This is a genomic window from Aequorivita capsosiphonis DSM 23843 (assembly GCF_000429125.1).
Taxonomy (GTDB): domain Bacteria; phylum Bacteroidota; class Bacteroidia; order Flavobacteriales; family Flavobacteriaceae; genus Aequorivita; species Aequorivita capsosiphonis.
The window spans coordinates 290,804-307,899 of record NZ_AUBG01000006.1 but is presented as its reverse complement, the minus strand read 5'-3'; the positions used below and the strand labels follow the sequence as shown (position 1 = coordinate 307,899).

Annotated in this window: 16 protein-coding genes; 9 read left to right on the top strand and 7 right to left on the bottom strand. The window is 37.8% G+C overall.

Annotated elements, in window-relative coordinates; genetic code table 11:
• Nucleotides 1–114 precede the first annotated feature (114 nt).
• The 3 genes from G440_RS0105925 to G440_RS20585 form a co-directional block, all read right to left on the bottom strand.
• Nucleotides 115–972 carry a hypothetical protein gene (locus tag G440_RS0105925; protein ID WP_026450463.1) on the bottom strand — a complete coding sequence of 286 codons (858 nt, stop codon included), beginning with the start codon at nucleotides 970–972 and terminating at the stop codon, nucleotides 115–117.
• A 21-nt stretch (nucleotides 973–993) separates the two neighbouring features.
• Complete coding sequence (locus tag G440_RS0105920; protein ID WP_026450462.1) at nucleotides 994–3,033, bottom strand: TonB-dependent receptor plug domain-containing protein; 2,040 nt, start codon at nucleotides 3,031–3,033, stop codon at nucleotides 994–996.
• A 103-nt stretch (nucleotides 3,034–3,136) separates the two neighbouring features.
• Nucleotides 3,137–3,478: a hypothetical protein gene (locus tag G440_RS20585; protein WP_157417877.1), complete on the bottom strand. Its 342-nt coding sequence runs from the start codon at nucleotides 3,476–3,478 to the stop codon at nucleotides 3,137–3,139.
• 324 nt (nucleotides 3,479–3,802) lie between these two features.
• Here G440_RS20585 and G440_RS0105910 point away from each other — a divergent pair, with 324 nt between their 5' ends.
• Nucleotides 3,803–6,355, top strand: coding sequence for an adenosylcobalamin-dependent ribonucleoside-diphosphate reductase (locus tag G440_RS0105910; RefSeq protein WP_026450461.1), 2,553 nt, complete (start codon nucleotides 3,803–3,805; stop codon nucleotides 6,353–6,355).
• Between the two features lie 102 nt (nucleotides 6,356–6,457).
• Here the strand turns inward: G440_RS0105910 and mdh are convergent, their stop codons facing one another.
• The 3 genes from mdh to gyrB form a co-directional block, all read right to left on the bottom strand.
• Complete coding sequence (gene mdh / locus G440_RS0105905) at nucleotides 6,458–7,384, bottom strand: malate dehydrogenase (protein WP_026450460.1); 927 nt, start codon at nucleotides 7,382–7,384, stop codon at nucleotides 6,458–6,460.
• Nucleotides 7,385–7,548: 164 nt separating this feature from the next.
• On the bottom strand, nucleotides 7,549–8,400 hold the full coding sequence (locus G440_RS0105900) for a tetratricopeptide repeat protein (RefSeq protein WP_245574834.1): 852 nt from the start codon (nucleotides 8,398–8,400) through the stop codon (nucleotides 7,549–7,551).
• Nucleotides 8,401–8,478: 78 nt separating this feature from the next.
• The gene (gyrB, locus tag G440_RS0105895; RefSeq protein WP_026450458.1) at nucleotides 8,479–10,419 is read right to left on the bottom strand and encodes a DNA topoisomerase (ATP-hydrolyzing) subunit B; all 1,941 of its coding nucleotides are present in this window, start codon (nucleotides 10,417–10,419) and stop codon (nucleotides 8,479–8,481) included.
• 297 nt (nucleotides 10,420–10,716) lie between these two features.
• On the opposite strand from gyrB, the gene G440_RS0105890 reads away from it, so the two are divergent.
• Nucleotides 10,717–11,259, top strand: a complete 543-nt coding sequence (locus tag G440_RS0105890) for a DUF2911 domain-containing protein (RefSeq protein ID WP_026450457.1) — start codon at nucleotides 10,717–10,719, stop codon at nucleotides 11,257–11,259.
• Nucleotides 11,260–11,353: 94 nt separating this feature from the next.
• Here the strand turns inward: G440_RS0105890 and G440_RS0105885 are convergent, their stop codons facing one another.
• On the bottom strand, nucleotides 11,354–11,983 hold the full coding sequence (locus tag G440_RS0105885) for a 7-carboxy-7-deazaguanine synthase QueE (RefSeq protein ID WP_026450456.1): 630 nt from the start codon (nucleotides 11,981–11,983) through the stop codon (nucleotides 11,354–11,356).
• 300 nt (nucleotides 11,984–12,283) lie between these two features.
• Here G440_RS0105885 and G440_RS0105875 point away from each other — a divergent pair, with 300 nt between their 5' ends.
• The 7 genes from G440_RS0105875 to G440_RS0105845 all read left to right on the top strand — a co-directional run bounded on the left by G440_RS0105875 (nucleotide 12,284) and on the right by G440_RS0105845 (nucleotide 17,069).
• Entirely contained in the window at nucleotides 12,284–13,813 is a 1,530-nt protein-coding gene (locus G440_RS0105875) for a helicase HerA-like domain-containing protein (RefSeq protein WP_026450454.1), read from the top strand.
• Nucleotides 13,814–13,945: 132 nt separating this feature from the next.
• A complete protein-coding gene (locus G440_RS0105870) occupies nucleotides 13,946–14,512 on the top strand; it encodes a hypothetical protein (protein WP_026450453.1) in 567 nt (188 codons plus the stop codon).
• Nucleotides 14,513–14,602: 90 nt separating this feature from the next.
• Nucleotides 14,603–14,788 (top strand): hypothetical protein, encoded by a 186-nt coding sequence (locus G440_RS0105865; RefSeq protein ID WP_026450452.1) that lies wholly within the window; start codon nucleotides 14,603–14,605, stop codon nucleotides 14,786–14,788.
• A 58-nt stretch (nucleotides 14,789–14,846) separates the two neighbouring features.
• Nucleotides 14,847–15,086 (top strand): DUF7218 family protein, encoded by a 240-nt coding sequence (locus G440_RS0105860; RefSeq protein WP_026450451.1) that lies wholly within the window; start codon nucleotides 14,847–14,849, stop codon nucleotides 15,084–15,086.
• Entirely contained in the window at nucleotides 15,087–15,533 is a 447-nt protein-coding gene (locus G440_RS0105855; protein ID WP_026450450.1) for a VOC family protein, read from the top strand.
• A complete protein-coding gene (locus G440_RS0105850; protein WP_026450449.1) occupies nucleotides 15,530–16,570 on the top strand; it encodes an AI-2E family transporter in 1,041 nt (346 codons plus the stop codon). Before G440_RS0105855 ends, G440_RS0105850 begins: the two co-directional genes overlap by 4 nt.
• Nucleotides 16,571–16,586: 16 nt before the next feature.
• Complete coding sequence (locus G440_RS0105845; RefSeq protein WP_026450448.1) at nucleotides 16,587–17,069, top strand: thiol-disulfide oxidoreductase DCC family protein; 483 nt, start codon at nucleotides 16,587–16,589, stop codon at nucleotides 17,067–17,069.
• Nucleotides 17,070–17,096 lie beyond the last annotated feature (27 nt).

The following is a 17,096-nucleotide window of genomic DNA, read 5'->3' as shown; positions in this document are numbered from 1 at the left end:
AAAAATAACTTCAAAAGACATAGGACAGTGAGACATAAGACGTAAGACTAAAAAGTTATTCTTATGTCTTACGCCTACTAGCTTAAGGAAGATCATTTCATCCTAAGTCCTATTTTAGAATTCCAGCTCAAAGTACAAACTACTCGTTAGATGGTCTTCTGTAACATCTTCACCTTTTAAAACCACTCCATTTTCATTCAAAAGCTTCATATTAATCTTCCAGAAACCAGTCATGGTCAGTGATAGTTTTCCCTCATATTTCTTTGTCGCAGCATTGTAAGTAAGATCTTGATTATTTGGGGAACTGTGATTACCCATTCCTGGCATTCTTGGATCCACAGTTATTTTATAATTTTCAACAACTGGGAAACTCACCATACTTTCCATTTTGTAAAGCACAGCTTGCATATCATTCAGCGCAACTTTAGGGGCTTTTGGATTTATAAAAGCCAAAACATACTTGGTATCGTCACTTCCTGTAAATACCTGTGTTTTCTTCAAACCATCCGCGGGCTGCACTACGCTAATGCTAAATTCTTTCTCCATTGGCTGACCGTTCACTGAATAATTAAGCCTTAAATCCCAGTATTCCGTATCGTTGCTTGCCATTTGGAAAACGATATGTGCTTTATAAACTGAACTTTCTTCTGAATTACTCAACATACTATGGGGGGCAGAATGCTCCATAGTTGCCATATGCATCATCGGCATCCAAGTTACTCTGGCATTTGTGATGTATTTGTCATTTGTTAAATCTTTAATTCTTATAGAAATTTCATTGTAACCTACTTCAAGGATTTGTTTTTCTGAATAGATTTCTACGGAATGATCCGCTTCGGAAAACTCGTAGATTTTATTTAATCCTTCTACCGGATTTGTTTCAATTGGGATGTTTTCATCGTCGTCTGAAGAACAACTAACGAATGAAACCGAAAGAATAAGAAGCGCGAATATATATTTAAGTGTTTTCATAAAATTTATATTTTTTTGTAATTAATTGATAGAATAAGAAATTGTTGTATAAATATTCCTACCCATTCTTGGAATGTTGTTCCAATCGGTATAGGAAGAATAGTATGTATCAAAAATATTTTGAATTCCTGCTTTTACAAAAAGATCACTCTCATTGATAAAAAAACGTTTTCCGAAGCTCGCTGAAAGTGTGGCATAAGCAGCGGTTTTTGTTTCGCCGTATGCAGGATTATAATTGGTTTGCTCTCCTGTGCCTTCCACCGAAAGCGATACGGAGTATTGGTTTTTATAAAAATCCAGCGCACTTCTGTAAGAAACCGGACTGATTAACGGCAAGTTTTCGCCATCATTATCAACTCCGCGGTGATACGAAAGATTCCCAGTTAGCTTAAATGCATTCGAAATATTATAACGCCCAGAAAACGAAGCATTAAAAAGCTGCGCATATTCCAGATTCGTATAAATCTTCACCCCGTCAGCCCCAATAGTCATTGTGCTCAACGAACTGTCAACTTTCCCTATGATATAATCAAAAATGTGAAAGTAATTTGCAGTTGCGGTAATCTCAAAAACCGGTCTTTTATAGGTTAGGGAAACATTCGCATCTGCTGAGCTTTCCGTATTCAAATTTGGATCGCCTATATAATCGTGATTATCAAAACTGTTGAACAAGTAAAAACCATATCCTTCCGAAACAGAAGGCGCACGCTCACCATAAGAAACTCCTCCGTTAAAATGAAAATCACTGAGCGGTGTATGATATTGAGCTGAGAAGCTTTTTAAAAACCGAGAATTTGTTTTCTCCATTTCGGGATAAAAGATTTTTAAGCTGTTCAATCCAAAGTCATCCGCCACGGCGTTGGAATGATAGGCCAAGCGAGTGGAAAGTTTTAAGGAAGATTTTTCAAAATTGATATGATCTTCAGCATAAAACCCAACATCTTTGGTGTGCACATCTGGCCACGTCAACATAAACATTAAGGGTTCGTTGCTGTTGGTTGGATACATCGTCATTTCTGCGTAAGATTTATTGTAAAACCCATCCATCTTAAAAAAGAAGTGATTATTTTCCTTGTTGAAATTTGCCTGCGTATAAAACCCAGCAGTTTCGCTCCATCCCGGCATATCCATATGTATAACAACATCTGGACGCGTGGTGTCATCCATCACGTGCTTAATAGTGTTGTAATACACTTTCGACTCCCAGTTGCTTAAATTGCCAAACAAAGTATCCTGATTAAAGCTCACCGAACCAATCACCGCGCGAGCCAAGGAAACATCCATTGTTAATGCCGGATAACCAACATCTTTCGCTTCATCATATATTAAGGTAGCCGAAATAAATTTATCATCAGTCAGTTTATAGCCGGAATTAACCGAGAAATTATATTTCTCAAATTGTGAAAAATTGACTTCCTTATTACCCCCTGCTTTATAATCATCAGCTTTTCGATAAATAACATCAGTATTCGCATAGAACTTTTCATCAGAATAATTCAACTCACCACCAAAAACACGCATTTTATTATTGGTTTCAAAAGCGCTTTCCAAAGAGCCATTCCAGCCAGTTGGCTTGAAATTACTTTTGTCCAGTTTTAAATTAATACCGCCGCCAATGGTATTCCCAAATACTGCGCCCTGTTGTCCGGAACCAATTTGGGCTTCGGAAAGGTTTGATACATCAACATAAGAAGTTATCGGATCCATTTTATCGGTACACGCACCAAAAATCTGCATCCCATCTATGGTTACAGCCAATCGCTCTGAAGCCATATCGTTCATGGTTGGTTCCCAAGCGTATGCGCCGCGCTTTACCATATTGATACTGCGGGAAGATTCTAAGAATTCGTCGAGCGTAGATAAGGGCTTACGCTGCTTTTGATGATCGAGCTTTTTACCGGTAGAAATCACGACCACTTCAGTAAGATTAATTAGTTTTAGGCTGTCTGCAGGAGTTTCTTGGGCAGATAGTTTCGGCGTAAAAATACCGCAAAACAAAGCACACCAAAGGCAACCTACAAGCGTTCCCCTTAAAGGAAACACACTTATAAATATTTTCATTTTCGAGTTTTTATAGGAAGTTTACATACCTACAAGGAGAATGCTTTTCTCGATTGTTATCGGGATCACTATAAACGCCTTGTAGAAAAAATAAAAGTTTAAACTACCCCAACTGCGGCGGATGAAGAATTTTTGAAATGAAAAGAGAAGGAATTAAATTCGGCATATAGCCTAGGTTTTCTTCAGAAGTAATTTCGGTTCCCCAAGCAACACTAAATTCTTTAATGTTTTCTGAAATAATAATCTGAGGAATTTCAGTTTTGGAGGTTTTGCTGTTTAACGGGTTTTTATCATCTGCGCCAGCCTCTTTTGCTAGTTCTTTGTTCAAATGACATTTTCCATTACATTCCATCTCTGGTTTGTCTTTATTTTCACAAAGCGTGTTTACTATATAATCATAATTCGCCACATAATCCAATACGGGCCACATAGGCTTCGTAAGCATTATTAAAGTGATTGTTATGAGAAGTATGTTTTTCACGACACAAAGATAACACTCACAGTGACTTCCAAAAAATGATTTTTATCATTATTTCAAAGTATTTAAGATTAAATAGTCTTTGAAACATAAATATATCGCATCTCCAAACTTATTTTAAATATTTGTCAACTTTTTAGTGTTGATAAATATTTATATTATTGACTATAAGTTTATTAACATCAATTTCTTGACAACTTCAAATTTTTAATTTCATATTGACCTTGCTAATTTGCTATCTTTACATACTTTAAAGTAGAAATAATAGCTTCCTAAATTAAGTTCAAACATATGTCAATAAAAACAGCCATTCCCACTCAACAAACCTATACTCAAGACGAAGCGTTTGAAGCTTCGGTAGAATATTTTAAAGGCGATGACCTTGCTGCTCGAGTCTGGGTAAACAAATATGCCCTAAAAGATTCAGACGGAAATATATACGAAAAAACACCGGATGATATGCACCGCCGTATCGCTCGTGAGATAGCACGCATTGAACAGCGATATCAAAATCCGATGACTGAAAAAGAGGTTTTTGACGCCATTAAAGATTTTAAATACATCGTCCCTCAAGGAAGCCCCATGGCGGGAATTGGCAATCCATATCAAGTTGGATCACTTTCAAATTGTTTCGTAATTGGGAATAATGGTGATTCCGACTCTTACGGAGGAATCATGAAGATAGACCAGGAGCAGGTGCAGCTTATGAAACGTCGCGGCGGAGTGGGCCATGACCTTTCACACATCCGTCCAAAAGGTTCACCTGTAAAAAATTCAGCTTTAACCTCAACGGGAATTGTTCCTTTTATGGAGCGTTATTCAAACTCAACACGTGAAGTGGCTCAAGATGGTCGTCGAGGTGCATTGATGCTATCGGTTTCTATAAACCATCCAGATTCTGAAGATTTTATAGATGCCAAAATGGAGCAGGGCAAAGTTACCGGCGCGAACGTTTCTGTACGTATGGACGACAGCTTTATGCAGGCTGTAAAAGATGGAGGAAACTACACACAGAAATATCCTATTTTCAGCAATAATCCAAAATATTCTAAAGAAATTGAAGCCGAAAAACTTTGGAAAAAAATTGTGCATAACGCTTGGAAGTCTGCCGAACCAGGTATTCTTTTCTGGGATACCATTATAAATGAATCTGTGCCAGATTGCTATGCAGATCTTGGCTACAAAACCGTTTCTACAAATCCCTGTGGCGAAATCCCACTTTGCCCCTATGATTCTTGTCGTTTATTGGCAATCAATTTGTTCTCTTATGTTGAAAACCCGTTTACGGAAAAAGCGGAATTCAACTTTGAACTTTTCAAAAAGCATATCGTAATCGCCCAAAAAATAATGGACGATATCATTGACCTAGAACTTGAAAAAATTGACGCTATTCTCGCAAAAATTGATGCAGATCCAGAAACAGAAGAAGTAAAAGCTGTGGAAAAAAATCTTTGGTTAAACATTCAGAGAAAAGCGGAAGAAGGCCGAAGAACAGGAATAGGGATAACTGCAGAAGGTGATATGCTGGCCGCTTTGGGAATAAAATACGGTAGTGAGAAAGGAACTGAGTTTTCAGTTCAAATTCATAAAACATTAGCCTTGGAAACCTATCGCGCATCCGTTTATGCAGCTAAGGAAAGAGGTGCTTTTAAAATATTTGACAGCGAAAGAGAAAAAGACAATCCATTTATTCTTCGCCTAAAAGATGCAGATGAAAAGCTGTATTACGATATGCTGGAATACGGCAGAAGAAATATTGCCTTGCTTACCATTGCGCCAACTGGAACAACAAGTTTAATGACGCAAACCTCCTCTGGTATTGAGCCTGTTTTTATGCCCGTTTACAAACGAAGAAGAAAAGTAAATCCTAATGACAAAAACGTGCGTATTGATTTTGTGGATGAAGTGGGCGACAGCTGGGAAGAATATGTAGTTTTCCATCACAGGTTTAAGCAGTGGATGGAAGTTCAAGGAATTGACACAGATAGAAATTACAGTCAAGAAGAACTGAACAAAATTGTGAAAAAATCACCGTATTACAAAGCAACTTCCAATGATGTGGATTGGTTGAGCAAAGTAAGAATGCAAGGTGCCGTTCAAAAATGGGTGGATCACTCTATTTCAGTAACCATCAACCTACCAAACGATGCTACGGAAGAATTGGTTGGCAAACTTTATCTCGAAGCTTGGCAAGCCGGCTGTAAAGGCGTTACTGTCTATCGTGATGGCTCTCGTTCTGGAGTTTTGATCTCCAATGATGAAAAGAAAGAAGAAGAAAACGACACCCTTACCGCATTCCCAACCAAACGCCCCGAAACTTTGGAAGCAGACGTGGTGCGTTTCCAAAACAGCAAAGACAAATGGATTGCCTTTATCGGCCTAATTGACGGAAAGCCTTATGAAATCTTTACTGGTTTTGCAGATGATGAAGATGGAATTTTGATTCCGCGTTGGGTGAATAATGGATTGATCATCAAAAACAGAAACGACGACGGAACTTCTCGTTATGACTTTCAGTATAAAAACAAACGCGGTTACAAAACCACTATTGAAGGACTTTCACATAAATTCAACCCAGAGTTCTGGAACTATGCAAAATTGATTTCCAGCACGCTTCGCCACGGAATGCCAATTGAAAAAGCTGTAGAATTAATCAACAGTTTGCAATTAGACACGGAAAGTATCAACACTTGGAAAAACGGCGTTGCGCGAGCTTTAAAACGCTATGTTGCAGACGGAACTGAGGCAAGAAAGCAAAAATGTGAAAACTGTAATAGCACCTCCCTTATTTATCAGGAAGGATGCTTGACTTGCAAGGATTGTGGATCTTCTAAATGCGGGTAAAAAAAAGATGTAAGACTTTTGCGTTTTGAAATTAACTAATGAAAAAACCTGTCAGGTTTTGAAAACCTGACAGGTTTAATTATTTTCAAATGAAACTAGGATTTATAATTCGAGCAGATCATTTACTTTACGAACACCTTCGGCACTTTGTTTCATATGTGCTTTTTCGGCATCGCTCAATTCGATTTTTACAATCTCTTCGATTCCGTTTCTACCTAAAATTACTGGAACTCCTATGGAGATGTCATCCATTCCATATTCGCCGTCAAGCAAAACGGAGCAAGGGAACATTTTCTTTTGGTCGCAAGCAATTGCCTGAACCAATCCTGAAACTGCTGCTCCTGGCGCATACCAAGCTGAAGTTCCTAAAAGTTTTGTAAGTGTAGCTCCACCTACTTTGGTGTCTTCCATCACTTTGTTCAATCTATCTTCCGAAATGAATTTTGAAACTGGAACACTGTTTCTAGTTGCCAGTCTTGTTAATGGAACCATTCCAGTATCGCTATGACCACCGATCACCATTCCGTCAACATCGCTGATTGGCGCGCCCAAAGCTTCTGCCAAACGGTATTTGAAACGTGCGCTATCTAATGCACCACCCATTCCAATGATCTTGTTTTTATCAAGTCCCGAAGTTTTATGAACCAAATAAGCCATAGTATCCATTGGGTTACTTACAATGATAAGAATAGTATCAGGAGAGTGTTTTGCAAGGTTTGAAGAAACCTCCTTTACAATTCCAGCATTTATGCCAATCAACTCCTCACGAGTCATGCCTGGCTTACGCGGAATTCCACTTGTGATTACACAAATATCGCTTCCTGCAGTTTTTGAATAATCGTTAGTTACACCGGTAATTTTAGTATCGAAACCATTTAAAGATGCGGTTTGCATAAGGTCCATTGCCTTTCCTTCGGCAAAACCTTCTTTGATATCTAATAAAACTACTTCGCTTGCAAAATTTTTGATGGCAATGTACTCAGCACAACTTGCGCCAACAGCACCTGCTCCTACAACTGTTACTTTCATATCTTTATTATTTATTATTAATTATTATTAATTATTGAATTAGAACTTTTTAGCGTGAGCTGATCCAATAAGTGAGATAAGTTGCGCAAAAGTACCAATATCTGCTTAAATTAAAGATAATATAGGGTTAAAAACCAAAGTACACTAAATAAATTCCAAAGATCTCATGGATGCCCAAACCAGGTTCTTCTAACTTGGTATGGATAGCGTTCATAAATTACATTATCCTCATTTATAGTGTTCCCAGCTAAAACATCCTCCTTGGCATCTTCCAATAACTTGTTTGCCTCTTCAACATTCCCTAGTTTAAAAAGACAAATAGCTTTGTAAAACTTTACATCTCCAAAACTTGGGTATTTCACCAAGGCTTCATCAAAAGCTTTGATTGCATTTTCGTAATCGTTCAATTCCAAATTTGCAATTCCCAGATACATCAAATCTAGATGATGAACCCAATCCTGTCCACTTTCAGCCACTATCTGCGCTATACTTTTGTCTAAATAAATTTTTCCCTTTTCAAACTCATTCAGTTGCAAATAACTTATACCCATGTAAAAATAATAGGTATGATCCATTACATATCCCTCACCGAACATTTCCAAATATTTTTCAAAATCTGAAATAGCATCTCTATAGTTTTGTGAAAAAACACACTCCATAAAAGCTTTATAGTCCAAATATCTTTGAGGATCCAGTTTAGCTGCTTTCTCCAGAAACGGCTTCCCTAATTCATCCTTATCTTGTTTGTATAATGGCATAGCACGTTGTTGCTGAAAATAGGCTATGGAAGGATATTCGGCAATAGCACTATCTAATGTCACTCTCCTTTTTTCTGAATTGATTGGAAGTCGATTCACTGAATACATAACATGATCAACAATGGAATCTCTTTCGAAAACGTTATAATTCACCTCTTCTGAAGAATTTTGAATTATATTATTTCGTTGATTACAAGACAAAATCAGCGTAGATATCAAACACAACATCCCACATTTTAGAAATAGAAATAATTTCATATTTAGTATTTTCATAAAACTAAGCAAAAAAAAGACTCCCATATAGAGAGTCTTTAATTATATAAGATTTAGAAAGGCTTAAGCATCGATATTCGCATAAACAGCGTTCTTCTCAATGAATTCACGTCTTGGTGGCACCTCATCGCCCATAAGCATAGAGAATACTCTATCGGCTTCCGTACCGTTGTCAATAGTTACTTGACGAAGGGTTCTAAAGTCAGGGTTCATTGTAGTATCCCAAAGTTGCTCTGCGTTCATTTCACCCAGACCTTTATAACGTTGAATAGAAGCGCTACCACCAAACTCTTCGTTTAATCTATCACGTTCTTTATCACTCCAAGCATAATCTTTTTTAGCACCTTTTTTCACCAAATAAAGTGGTGGTGTTGCAATATAGACACAACCAGCTTCAACTAGTTCGCGCATATAACGGAAAAAGAAGGTCAGAATTAATGTTGCAATGTGGCTACCATCCACATCCGCATCACACATAATCACTACTTTATGATAGCGTAGTTTTGAAAGGTTAAGTGCCTTACTGTCTTCTTCGGTACCAATGGTTACACCTAATGCAGTATAAATATTTCTAATTTCTTCGTTTTCAAAAACTTTGTGGTGCATTGCTTTTTCCACGTTAAGAATTTTACCTCGAAGCGGAAGAATAGCTTGAAAATTACGGTCACGACCTTGTTTTGCAGTTCCACCCGCAGAGTCACCCTCTACTAGGAACACTTCACATTTTTCAGGATCCTGCTCCGAACAATCTGAAAGTTTCCCTGGCAAACCTCCACCGCTCATCACGGTTTTACGCTGTACCATTTCACGAGCTTTTCTAGCGGCGTGACGTGCCTGTGCGGCAAGAATTACTTTCTGAACTATGGTTTTGGCATCATTTGGATTTTCTTCCAAATAGTTTTCAAGCATTTCAGAAACAGCCTGGCTTACTGCCGAAGTAACTTCGCGGTTACCTAGCTTCGTTTTTGTTTGCCCCTCAAATTGAGGCTCTTGTACTTTAACCGAAATAATGGCCGTCAGGCCTTCACGGAAATCATCTCCAGCAATGTCAAACTTGAGCTTGTCGAGCATTCCGGAAGCGTCTGCATATTTTTTCAAAGTACGCGTCAACCCGGATCTAAACCCTGCTAGGTGGGTTCCTCCTTCGTGCGTATTAATATTGTTTACGTAAGAATGTAGATTCTCATTAAAAGAGGTATTGTAAACCATGGCAACCTCAACAGGAATATCGTTCTTTTCGCCTTCCATTGAAATCACCTCAGCAATAATAGGCTCTCGGTTACCATCTAAAAAGCGGATAAACTCCTTTAAACCTTCCTCACTGTGAAATTTTTCAGTTTCAACTTCACCCTTTTCGTTCGTATGGCGTTTATCCGTAACATAAATCGTCAAACCCTTATTTAGAAACGAAAGCTCCCGCATTCTACTTGCAAGGGTATCATAACTATATTCAAGAGTCTGATGGAATATTTCAGGATCTGGCTTAAAGTTAACTATGGTACCACGAAGCTCTGTATCACCGATAGCCTTTACTGGAGACAATGCTTTTCCACGCGCAAACTCCTGTTCCCATATTTTACCGTCGCGATAAACAGTAGCAGTCAACTTTTCAGAAAGCGCGTTCACTACCGAAACCCCAACCCCGTGGAGTCCACCGGATACTTTATAGGAATCTTTATCAAACTTACCACCAGCTCCAATTTTGGTCATCACAACCTCAAGTGCCGAAACACCTTCTTTTTTGTGGAGATCTACAGGTATTCCACGACCGTTATCTTCTACAGACACCGAATTGTCTTCGTTTATAACCACTCTAATCGTGTCGCAGTAGCCACCCATAGCCTCATCGATGGAGTTGTCCACCACCTCATAAACTAAATGGTGCAAACCGCGTGGGCCTACATCGCCAATATACATGGAGGGGCGCATACGCACGTGCTCCATTCCTTCCAAAGCCTGAATCTGGTCGGCGCCGTAGCTGCCTTTTTTCTGTTCTTCGCTCATATAATTACTTGAATGATTTTCAGTTTTTTTCGTAACGAACAAATATAACGAAATCCCCAATAAAATGAAGGGTTTACGCTATTTAAGAAGTTTAAGTTATTAACAAATTTATGTGGAAAAACAGTGATTATGAGTAGAAATTTATGAGTTTACTATTTTGGCAGAATAATGGAACACTATTCCCAATCCCTTTTGCGTTTTATCAGCAACAACGATGTTAAATCACTATGTTTTAAACGATTATTTCTTAAATTTACCTACAAGATTCCGTCATAATATCAAAAACCTCAAAAATCCATGAAAAAATCATTCGCTATATTTTTTATCGTGCTATCTGTATTCACATTTCAAGATTTATCTGCACAAGGCTTTCCTGACAGAGATGCTTCTCCTATGGATCTCGCAATGGCCAGACCAGATAAAAACAGTCCACCTTTGGCAAGGGTTATATACAGTAGGCCACAAAAAAGAGGTCGGGACATATTTGGCGGCTTGGTGCCTTATGGTGAAGTATGGCGCACGGGAGCCAATGAAGCGACGGAACTAACGACCTATGTTCCGCTTATGTTCGGAAAAAGCTTATTAAAACCAGGAACTTATACGTTGTACACCATTCCAGATGAAGACAACTGGACAATTATTATAAATAGTGACACGAATGTTTGGGGAGCCTTCAGTTATAAAAAAGAAAAGGACGTTGCCCGAATGAAAGTGCCATGCGAACAAGCTGCAGCACCAATTGAATCCCTCTCCATGATTTTTAAAACCGACAATAAAGGAACGATATTAATGATAGGCTGGGATGACCATTACGTTGAAATTCCTTTTAAAAGAGTCTGACGCCTTTTTAAAAGGAATTTCAAAACCCAAATAAAAAGCACCAAATCCCAAAACTTGCCATTGGAATTTGGTGCTTTTATTTTGGAATTTATTTTTATGGGATATTCAAATATTTATGGGTTTGCAAGGAAACCTTCCATTGCGGATTTTTCATAACATAATCCACAATCATCGGGCTCATTTTTTCACGTTTGCTCCATTCCGGCTGTAAGTACAGAATACAATCTTTATTCACCTTTGCAGCTTGTTCTTCCGCGAAACGGAAATCATCTTTATTAAAAATGATCACCTTCAACTCGTGGGCAACCTGATATACTTCCTCAGTTGGCAATTTCATTTTCTTTGGAGAAAGGCAAATCCAATCCCAAGTTCCTGTTAGTTTATAAGCTCCCGAAGTTTCTATATGAATTTGCATCCCTTTTTGTTTTAACATTTCAGTTAAAGGCCCCATATCCCACGTTAACGGTTCACCGCCAGTTATAACTATGGTCTTTGAATATTTTTCAGCATTTTCAACTATTTTTTCAATGGCAGTTGGCGGATGTAAATTAGCATTCCAACTTTCCTTTACATCACACCAATGGCAACCCACATCGCAGCCGCCAACTCTTATAAAATAGGCCGCAGTTCCCTTATGAAAGCCTTCACCTTGAATGGTATAAAACTCCTCCATCAACGGAAGCATCACTCCTTTATCTACTAGATTTTGTATTTCCTTTTTCATCGCGGCAAAAATACTCTAAACGAACAAGAAAATTCCAAAGAACAAAAAACAAATTCCAAAATACCGACTGCAGGTTCTAAAAAAACCAAACTACAAGTACCAAATTCCAAAAAACAAGCAACAAATTTTAAAAACGGAATATGAAACCCGTAACCACGCTTTAGGTCATAAAACATTTGAATATAAGTTGTACTCAATTGGTTTTTGAAAATTTGATTTTTATTTGGTCCCGATAGTTATCGGGATGGTTTTTAGAATTTGAAATTTATATTTTGTTACATTTGAAGAAAATTTAAAGTGATGGCCAACAAGCAAGATTTTAAGGATTATATCAACACGGGGTATACCACAAAAGGGGACTTTATCAACCTTGGAGCAGCAATGCTGGGCGATGAAACCGTGAAGGATGCTTATGTAAAAATTCCATTGAAAACCATGAACCGTCACGGGCTTATTGCTGGGGCAACAGGTACAGGAAAAACAAAGACATTGCAGATTCTTGCTGAAAACCTTTCAGAAAAAGGAGTTCCGGTCTTGTTAATGGATGTAAAAGGTGATTTGAGCGGCATAGCTGAACCCGGTGAAAACAACGCCAAGATTGAAGAACGTCACGCGGCAATTGGTTTTCCTTATGTAGCAAAAAAGTTTCCCGCGGAAATTCTTTCACTTTCAAACCAAGAAGGCGTTCGCCTAAGAGCAACCGTAAGTGAGTTTGGACCCGTGTTGCTTTCGAGAATCCTTGATTTAAGTGATGTACAATCTGGTATTGTTTCGGTAATATTCAAATATTGCGATGACCATAAAATGCCATTGCTTGATTTAAACGACTTCAAAAAAATTCTACAATACACTACGGACGAGGGCAAGGAAGAGTTCACCAACGAATACGGTAGAATTTCCACGGCTTCCACAGGTGTTATCCTTCGAAAAGTAATCACTTTGGAACAACAAGGTGCTGATTTATTTTTCGGTGAAAAGTCCTTCGATCCCCAAGATTTGCTTCGTATAGATGAAAACGGAATGGGCTATATCAACATCATTCGTTTGACGGATATTCAAGACCGACCAAAGCTTTTTTCAACATTTATGCTCAGTCTTTTGGCGGAAATTTACGCTACATTTCCAGAGCAAGGCGATAGTGGCCGGCCAGAGCTGGTAATTTTTGTGGATGAAGCACATTTAATTTTTAATCAAGCTAGTAAAGCACTGCTCAACCAAATTGAAAGCATTGTAAAATTGATTCGTTCCAAAGGCGTTGGGCTTTATTTTGTAACCCAAAACCCAACCGATGTTCCAGATGCAGTCTTGAGTCAATTAGGACTAAAAGTGCAGCATGCCTTACGTGCGTTTACTGCAAAAGACAGAAAAGCAATCAAACTTACCGCAGAGAATTATCCACTATCAGATTACTACAAAACGGATGAAGTATTGACGCAGCTTGGTATTGGGGAAGCATTGATAAGCGCTTTAAACGAAAAAGGAATTCCTACGCCCCTTGCCCGCACAATGCTCCGCGCGCCAATGAGTAGAATGGATATTTTAACAGATAGTGAATTGTCTGATCTATTGAAAACGTCAAAACTAATTCCTAAATACAACCAGGTAATCAATAGGGAAAGTGCCTATGAAATGTTGACAGAAAAAATTGAAACTGCAAACACAAAGGAAGCAAAAGAAAAAGCTCAAGAAGAAAAAGAAGCAGCAAAAAAAACTGCGAGTCAAAAAACTACTTCCAGCCGAAAAAGCACTGTAAATCCTTGGATTAAAACAATCTCCAGTCCAACGGTAATCCGGAGTATTTTAGGAATTTTGAGCAAAATGATGAAATAACCCACAGTCTATTGAAGGAAGATCCGAGCGGGTAACAATTTGTAAATAAACAATAAACTCTAAACTCATCCTCTCAAAATCTTGTTACCTTCGCGACCGAATAACGCATTAACATAGTAACTGAAAAATAAAATGAAAAAAACAATAATTATTGGTGCTGTAGCGGCATTATTATTTGTGCAATGTGGAAAAGACAGTGACCCTTTTACAATAAATAAAGGCTCGATTGGGAATTTAAACAATGAAATAAAAATTAAGCAGATAGATTCTATATTTGCTAAGGACTCTATCGTGAAAATCAACTCATCGCCAAATGCTTTGGAAACACAGGGCGAAGTGGAAATCTACGAAAAAGGAGGAAAAAAACTATTGTTACTTTCTCCAGATAATGAATCTGATCCAAACTCAACCATTACCAATATTCAAGTTTTCGATTCCCGTTATAAAACAGATAAAGGCTTGAATTCTGCAAGTACATTTAAAGATGTAAAGGCCAATTATACCGTTGCTAATATAGAGACCACCATCAATGCTGTTGTGGTTTTCTTAAAAGACACAGATGTTTATTTAACAATCGATAAAAAGCAACTACCAGAAGAATTACGATACAACCCTAGCGTAAAGGTGGAAGCATCACAAATACCGGATGCAGCCACTTTTAAATATTTTATGTTAGGCTGGGAACCTTCTGCTCAATAAACTTTTCCTGCAAAGGTTTTGTTAACATTCATTAATGAATGAATGCTTTCCCTTAATTTTAATCGAATTAACCATCTAAACAGTTGAATTATGATTAAGATTTTAGGTTTTATTTTAACCATCGCTGGAGGAATCAGTCTGGTGATGGGAGTACTTGGAGCATTTGGCAGTATGAATGTAGGTATGAGCCCTTGGGCACTTATTATATTAGGTATTGTTTTCTTCTTGTCAGGGATTGGACTTCTAAAAAATCGAAAGGATACCGATCAAACATAAATATTAATCTAAAAACCCTTTGTTATACAAGGGGTTTTTACGTTTAAAAAATACGATTATGGCAAAGTCAAGAATTAAAAATGAAGCACAGTACGAAGCCTTGTTAGATAAAGGTTACAGCAAAGAAAAATCTGCTCGTATTGCCAATACATCAGACTCAGGAAAAAAAGGTGGGAAAGCTAAACCTTATGAAGAATGGACCAAGGACGAACTTTATGACCAAGCAAAAAATGTGGGTATTGAAGGTCGTTCAAAAATGAAGAAAAAGGAACTTATTCACGCTTTGAGAAATAACTAAATGTCCAATCAACTAAGATCTTTCCACCTTGCCATTCCAGTAAACCATCTGGAAAGCTGTCGGATTTTTTACAGAGATATTCTCGAACTTCCCGAAGGAAGAAGTAGTGAGCATTGGGTAGATTTTGATTTTTTTGGACATCAACTTGTTATTCATTTAAAAGAAGAAAGTTCAAAAACAACTACCTCGGAACTCGAAAAAGGAGACTTAAACCCAGTTGATGGGAAAAAGATACCTATACCACATTTTGGTGTGGTTCTGGATGTGGAAACTTTCAGGATTTTTTCTGAAAAACTTATTCAAAAAAACATTACTTTCATCATTGCGCCCTATATTCGTTTTGAAGGCCAAGTTGGAGAGCAGGCAACTATGTTTTTTAAAGATCTATCAGGAAATGCGCTCGAATTCAAAGCTTTTAAAGACCTAACACAACTATTCGCTAAATGACCAAAGAAATACCACCTCAAATAATTAGACAAGTTTTTGTTATTCTGCTCATCTTATTAATGGGGAGTCTTATATTTAGAGAACTCATTCCATATCTCACAGGAGTTTTGGGCGCGATAACCATCTACGTTTTAATGCGTAAATGGATGGCAACATTGGTCAATAAAAAGAAATGGAATCCATCTTTGGCAGCAACTATGTTGATGCTCATTTCTTTCTTTGGAATTCTTATTCCTATTGCTGGAATCATTTTAATGCTAACTAACAAAGTTGGTACAGCGGTAGAAAATTCTGGAGAAGTTGTTCACGCTTTTAAAGAACAATTGAGTAAAATTCAAGATAAGATAGGCTATGATTTAACTTCACAAATTGACGCCTCTGCCATTACTGGATGGATTTCTGAAAACCTTCAGGGCTTTGTGGGTGGTACATTCAACGCATTTATCGCTATTGGATTGATGTACTTTATGCTCTTTTATATGTTTACTAACAGGAAAGACTTAAGAGAATCTCTTAGAGATTACATTCCAATGAATCGTGAAAATCTAAAAGAAGTTGGGGTTGAAGTACAAAAAATGGTGCGCTCCAATGCCTTGGGAATTCCGATGGTTGGTCTTGCACAAGGAATTGTGGCCCTTATAGGCTTCTTGATTTTTGGAACAGAAGATCCATTTTTCTGGTTCGTTATCGTGACCATTTCCAGCATGATTCCCTTTGTCGGGACTTTACTGGGAATATTACCAGTATTTCTACTCTCGCTATCTACTGGAGACAACTTTGCAGCTTGGGGAATACTTATTTATGGCTTTGTAGTCGTTGGTTCAACAGACAATATCATTCGTCTTTATGTGCTAAAAAAACTGGACGACGTACATCCATTGGTCACACTTATTGGTGTAATAGTTGGCGTGCCCTTGTTTGGTTTTATCGGGTTAATCTTTGGACCCTTGCTCATCAGCCTCTTTATGGTAATCGTGAAGATCTATCGAAAAGAATATGGTAAATCAAAAACAGAAAGCAAGGCCGAAAGATTGTAATTGTAACGCAATATGAATGTTCTCGAAAATCCATAAAACCGTTTTTCCGCCTAAAGACAGACCTATCATGGTTTGGGATGGAGCATGTGACTTTTGTAACTATTGGATTATAAACTGGAAATCCAAAACCGGCGATCGCATCATTTATAAAACATTTCAAGAAGTTGCCGGGCAATTTGCGGACATACCGTTAAAAGAGTTTAAAAAAGCCTCTCGACTCATTAAGAGCGACGGCTCTGTTTATAGTGGCCCGGATTCTGCCTTTAGAACTTTTCAGTATTTCAAAAACCCTTCTTTGTCTTGGCATTTATGGTATTCGCAACTTAAAGCATTTACTATTCTTTGCGACTACTCCTATAACTTTATTGCGAAAAACAGAAGCTTCATGTTTAAGGTAACAAAAATTTTCTTCGGAAAAAATCCAGAGAACATCAAGCCTTATTGGTTGTTCCTCCTGCTTATAATTTTTACAGTTGCATTTTTGCTTTTTAGATTATAACATAATTTTAAACCTTCGGTTTTATTA

Excerpts from the sequence above, each read along its gene's own strand:
- G440_RS0105925 (WP_026450463.1), bottom strand. The coding sequence starts at position 972 with ATGAAAACACTTAAATATATATTCGCGCTTCTTATTCTTTCGGTTTCA.
- G440_RS0105920 (WP_026450462.1), bottom strand. The coding sequence starts at position 3,033 with ATGAAAATATTTATAAGTGTGTTTCCTTTAAGGGGAACGCTTGTAGGT.
- G440_RS20585 (WP_157417877.1), bottom strand. The coding sequence starts at position 3,478 with ATGCTTACGAAGCCTATGTGGCCCGTATTGGATTATGTGGCGAATTAT.
- G440_RS0105910 (WP_026450461.1), top strand. The coding sequence starts at position 3,803 with ATGTCAATAAAAACAGCCATTCCCACTCAACAAACCTATACTCAAGAC.
- mdh (WP_026450460.1), bottom strand. The coding sequence starts at position 7,384 with ATGAAAGTAACAGTTGTAGGAGCAGGTGCTGTTGGCGCAAGTTGTGCT.
- G440_RS0105900 (WP_245574834.1), bottom strand. The coding sequence starts at position 8,400 with ATGAAATTATTTCTATTTCTAAAATGTGGGATGTTGTGTTTGATATCT.
- gyrB (WP_026450458.1), bottom strand. The coding sequence starts at position 10,419 with ATGAGCGAAGAACAGAAAAAAGGCAGCTACGGCGCCGACCAGATTCAG.
- G440_RS0105890 (WP_026450457.1), top strand. The coding sequence starts at position 10,717 with ATGAAAAAATCATTCGCTATATTTTTTATCGTGCTATCTGTATTCACA.
- G440_RS0105885 (WP_026450456.1), bottom strand. The coding sequence starts at position 11,983 with ATGAAAAAGGAAATACAAAATCTAGTAGATAAAGGAGTGATGCTTCCG.
- G440_RS0105875 (WP_026450454.1), top strand. The coding sequence starts at position 12,284 with ATGGCCAACAAGCAAGATTTTAAGGATTATATCAACACGGGGTATACC.
- G440_RS0105870 (WP_026450453.1), top strand. The coding sequence starts at position 13,946 with ATGAAAAAAACAATAATTATTGGTGCTGTAGCGGCATTATTATTTGTG.
- G440_RS0105865 (WP_026450452.1), top strand. The coding sequence starts at position 14,603 with ATGATTAAGATTTTAGGTTTTATTTTAACCATCGCTGGAGGAATCAGT.
- G440_RS0105860 (WP_026450451.1), top strand. The coding sequence starts at position 14,847 with ATGGCAAAGTCAAGAATTAAAAATGAAGCACAGTACGAAGCCTTGTTA.
- G440_RS0105855 (WP_026450450.1), top strand. The coding sequence starts at position 15,087 with ATGTCCAATCAACTAAGATCTTTCCACCTTGCCATTCCAGTAAACCAT.
- G440_RS0105850 (WP_026450449.1), top strand. The coding sequence starts at position 15,530 with ATGACCAAAGAAATACCACCTCAAATAATTAGACAAGTTTTTGTTATT.
- G440_RS0105845 (WP_026450448.1), top strand. The coding sequence starts at position 16,587 with ATGTTCTCGAAAATCCATAAAACCGTTTTTCCGCCTAAAGACAGACCT.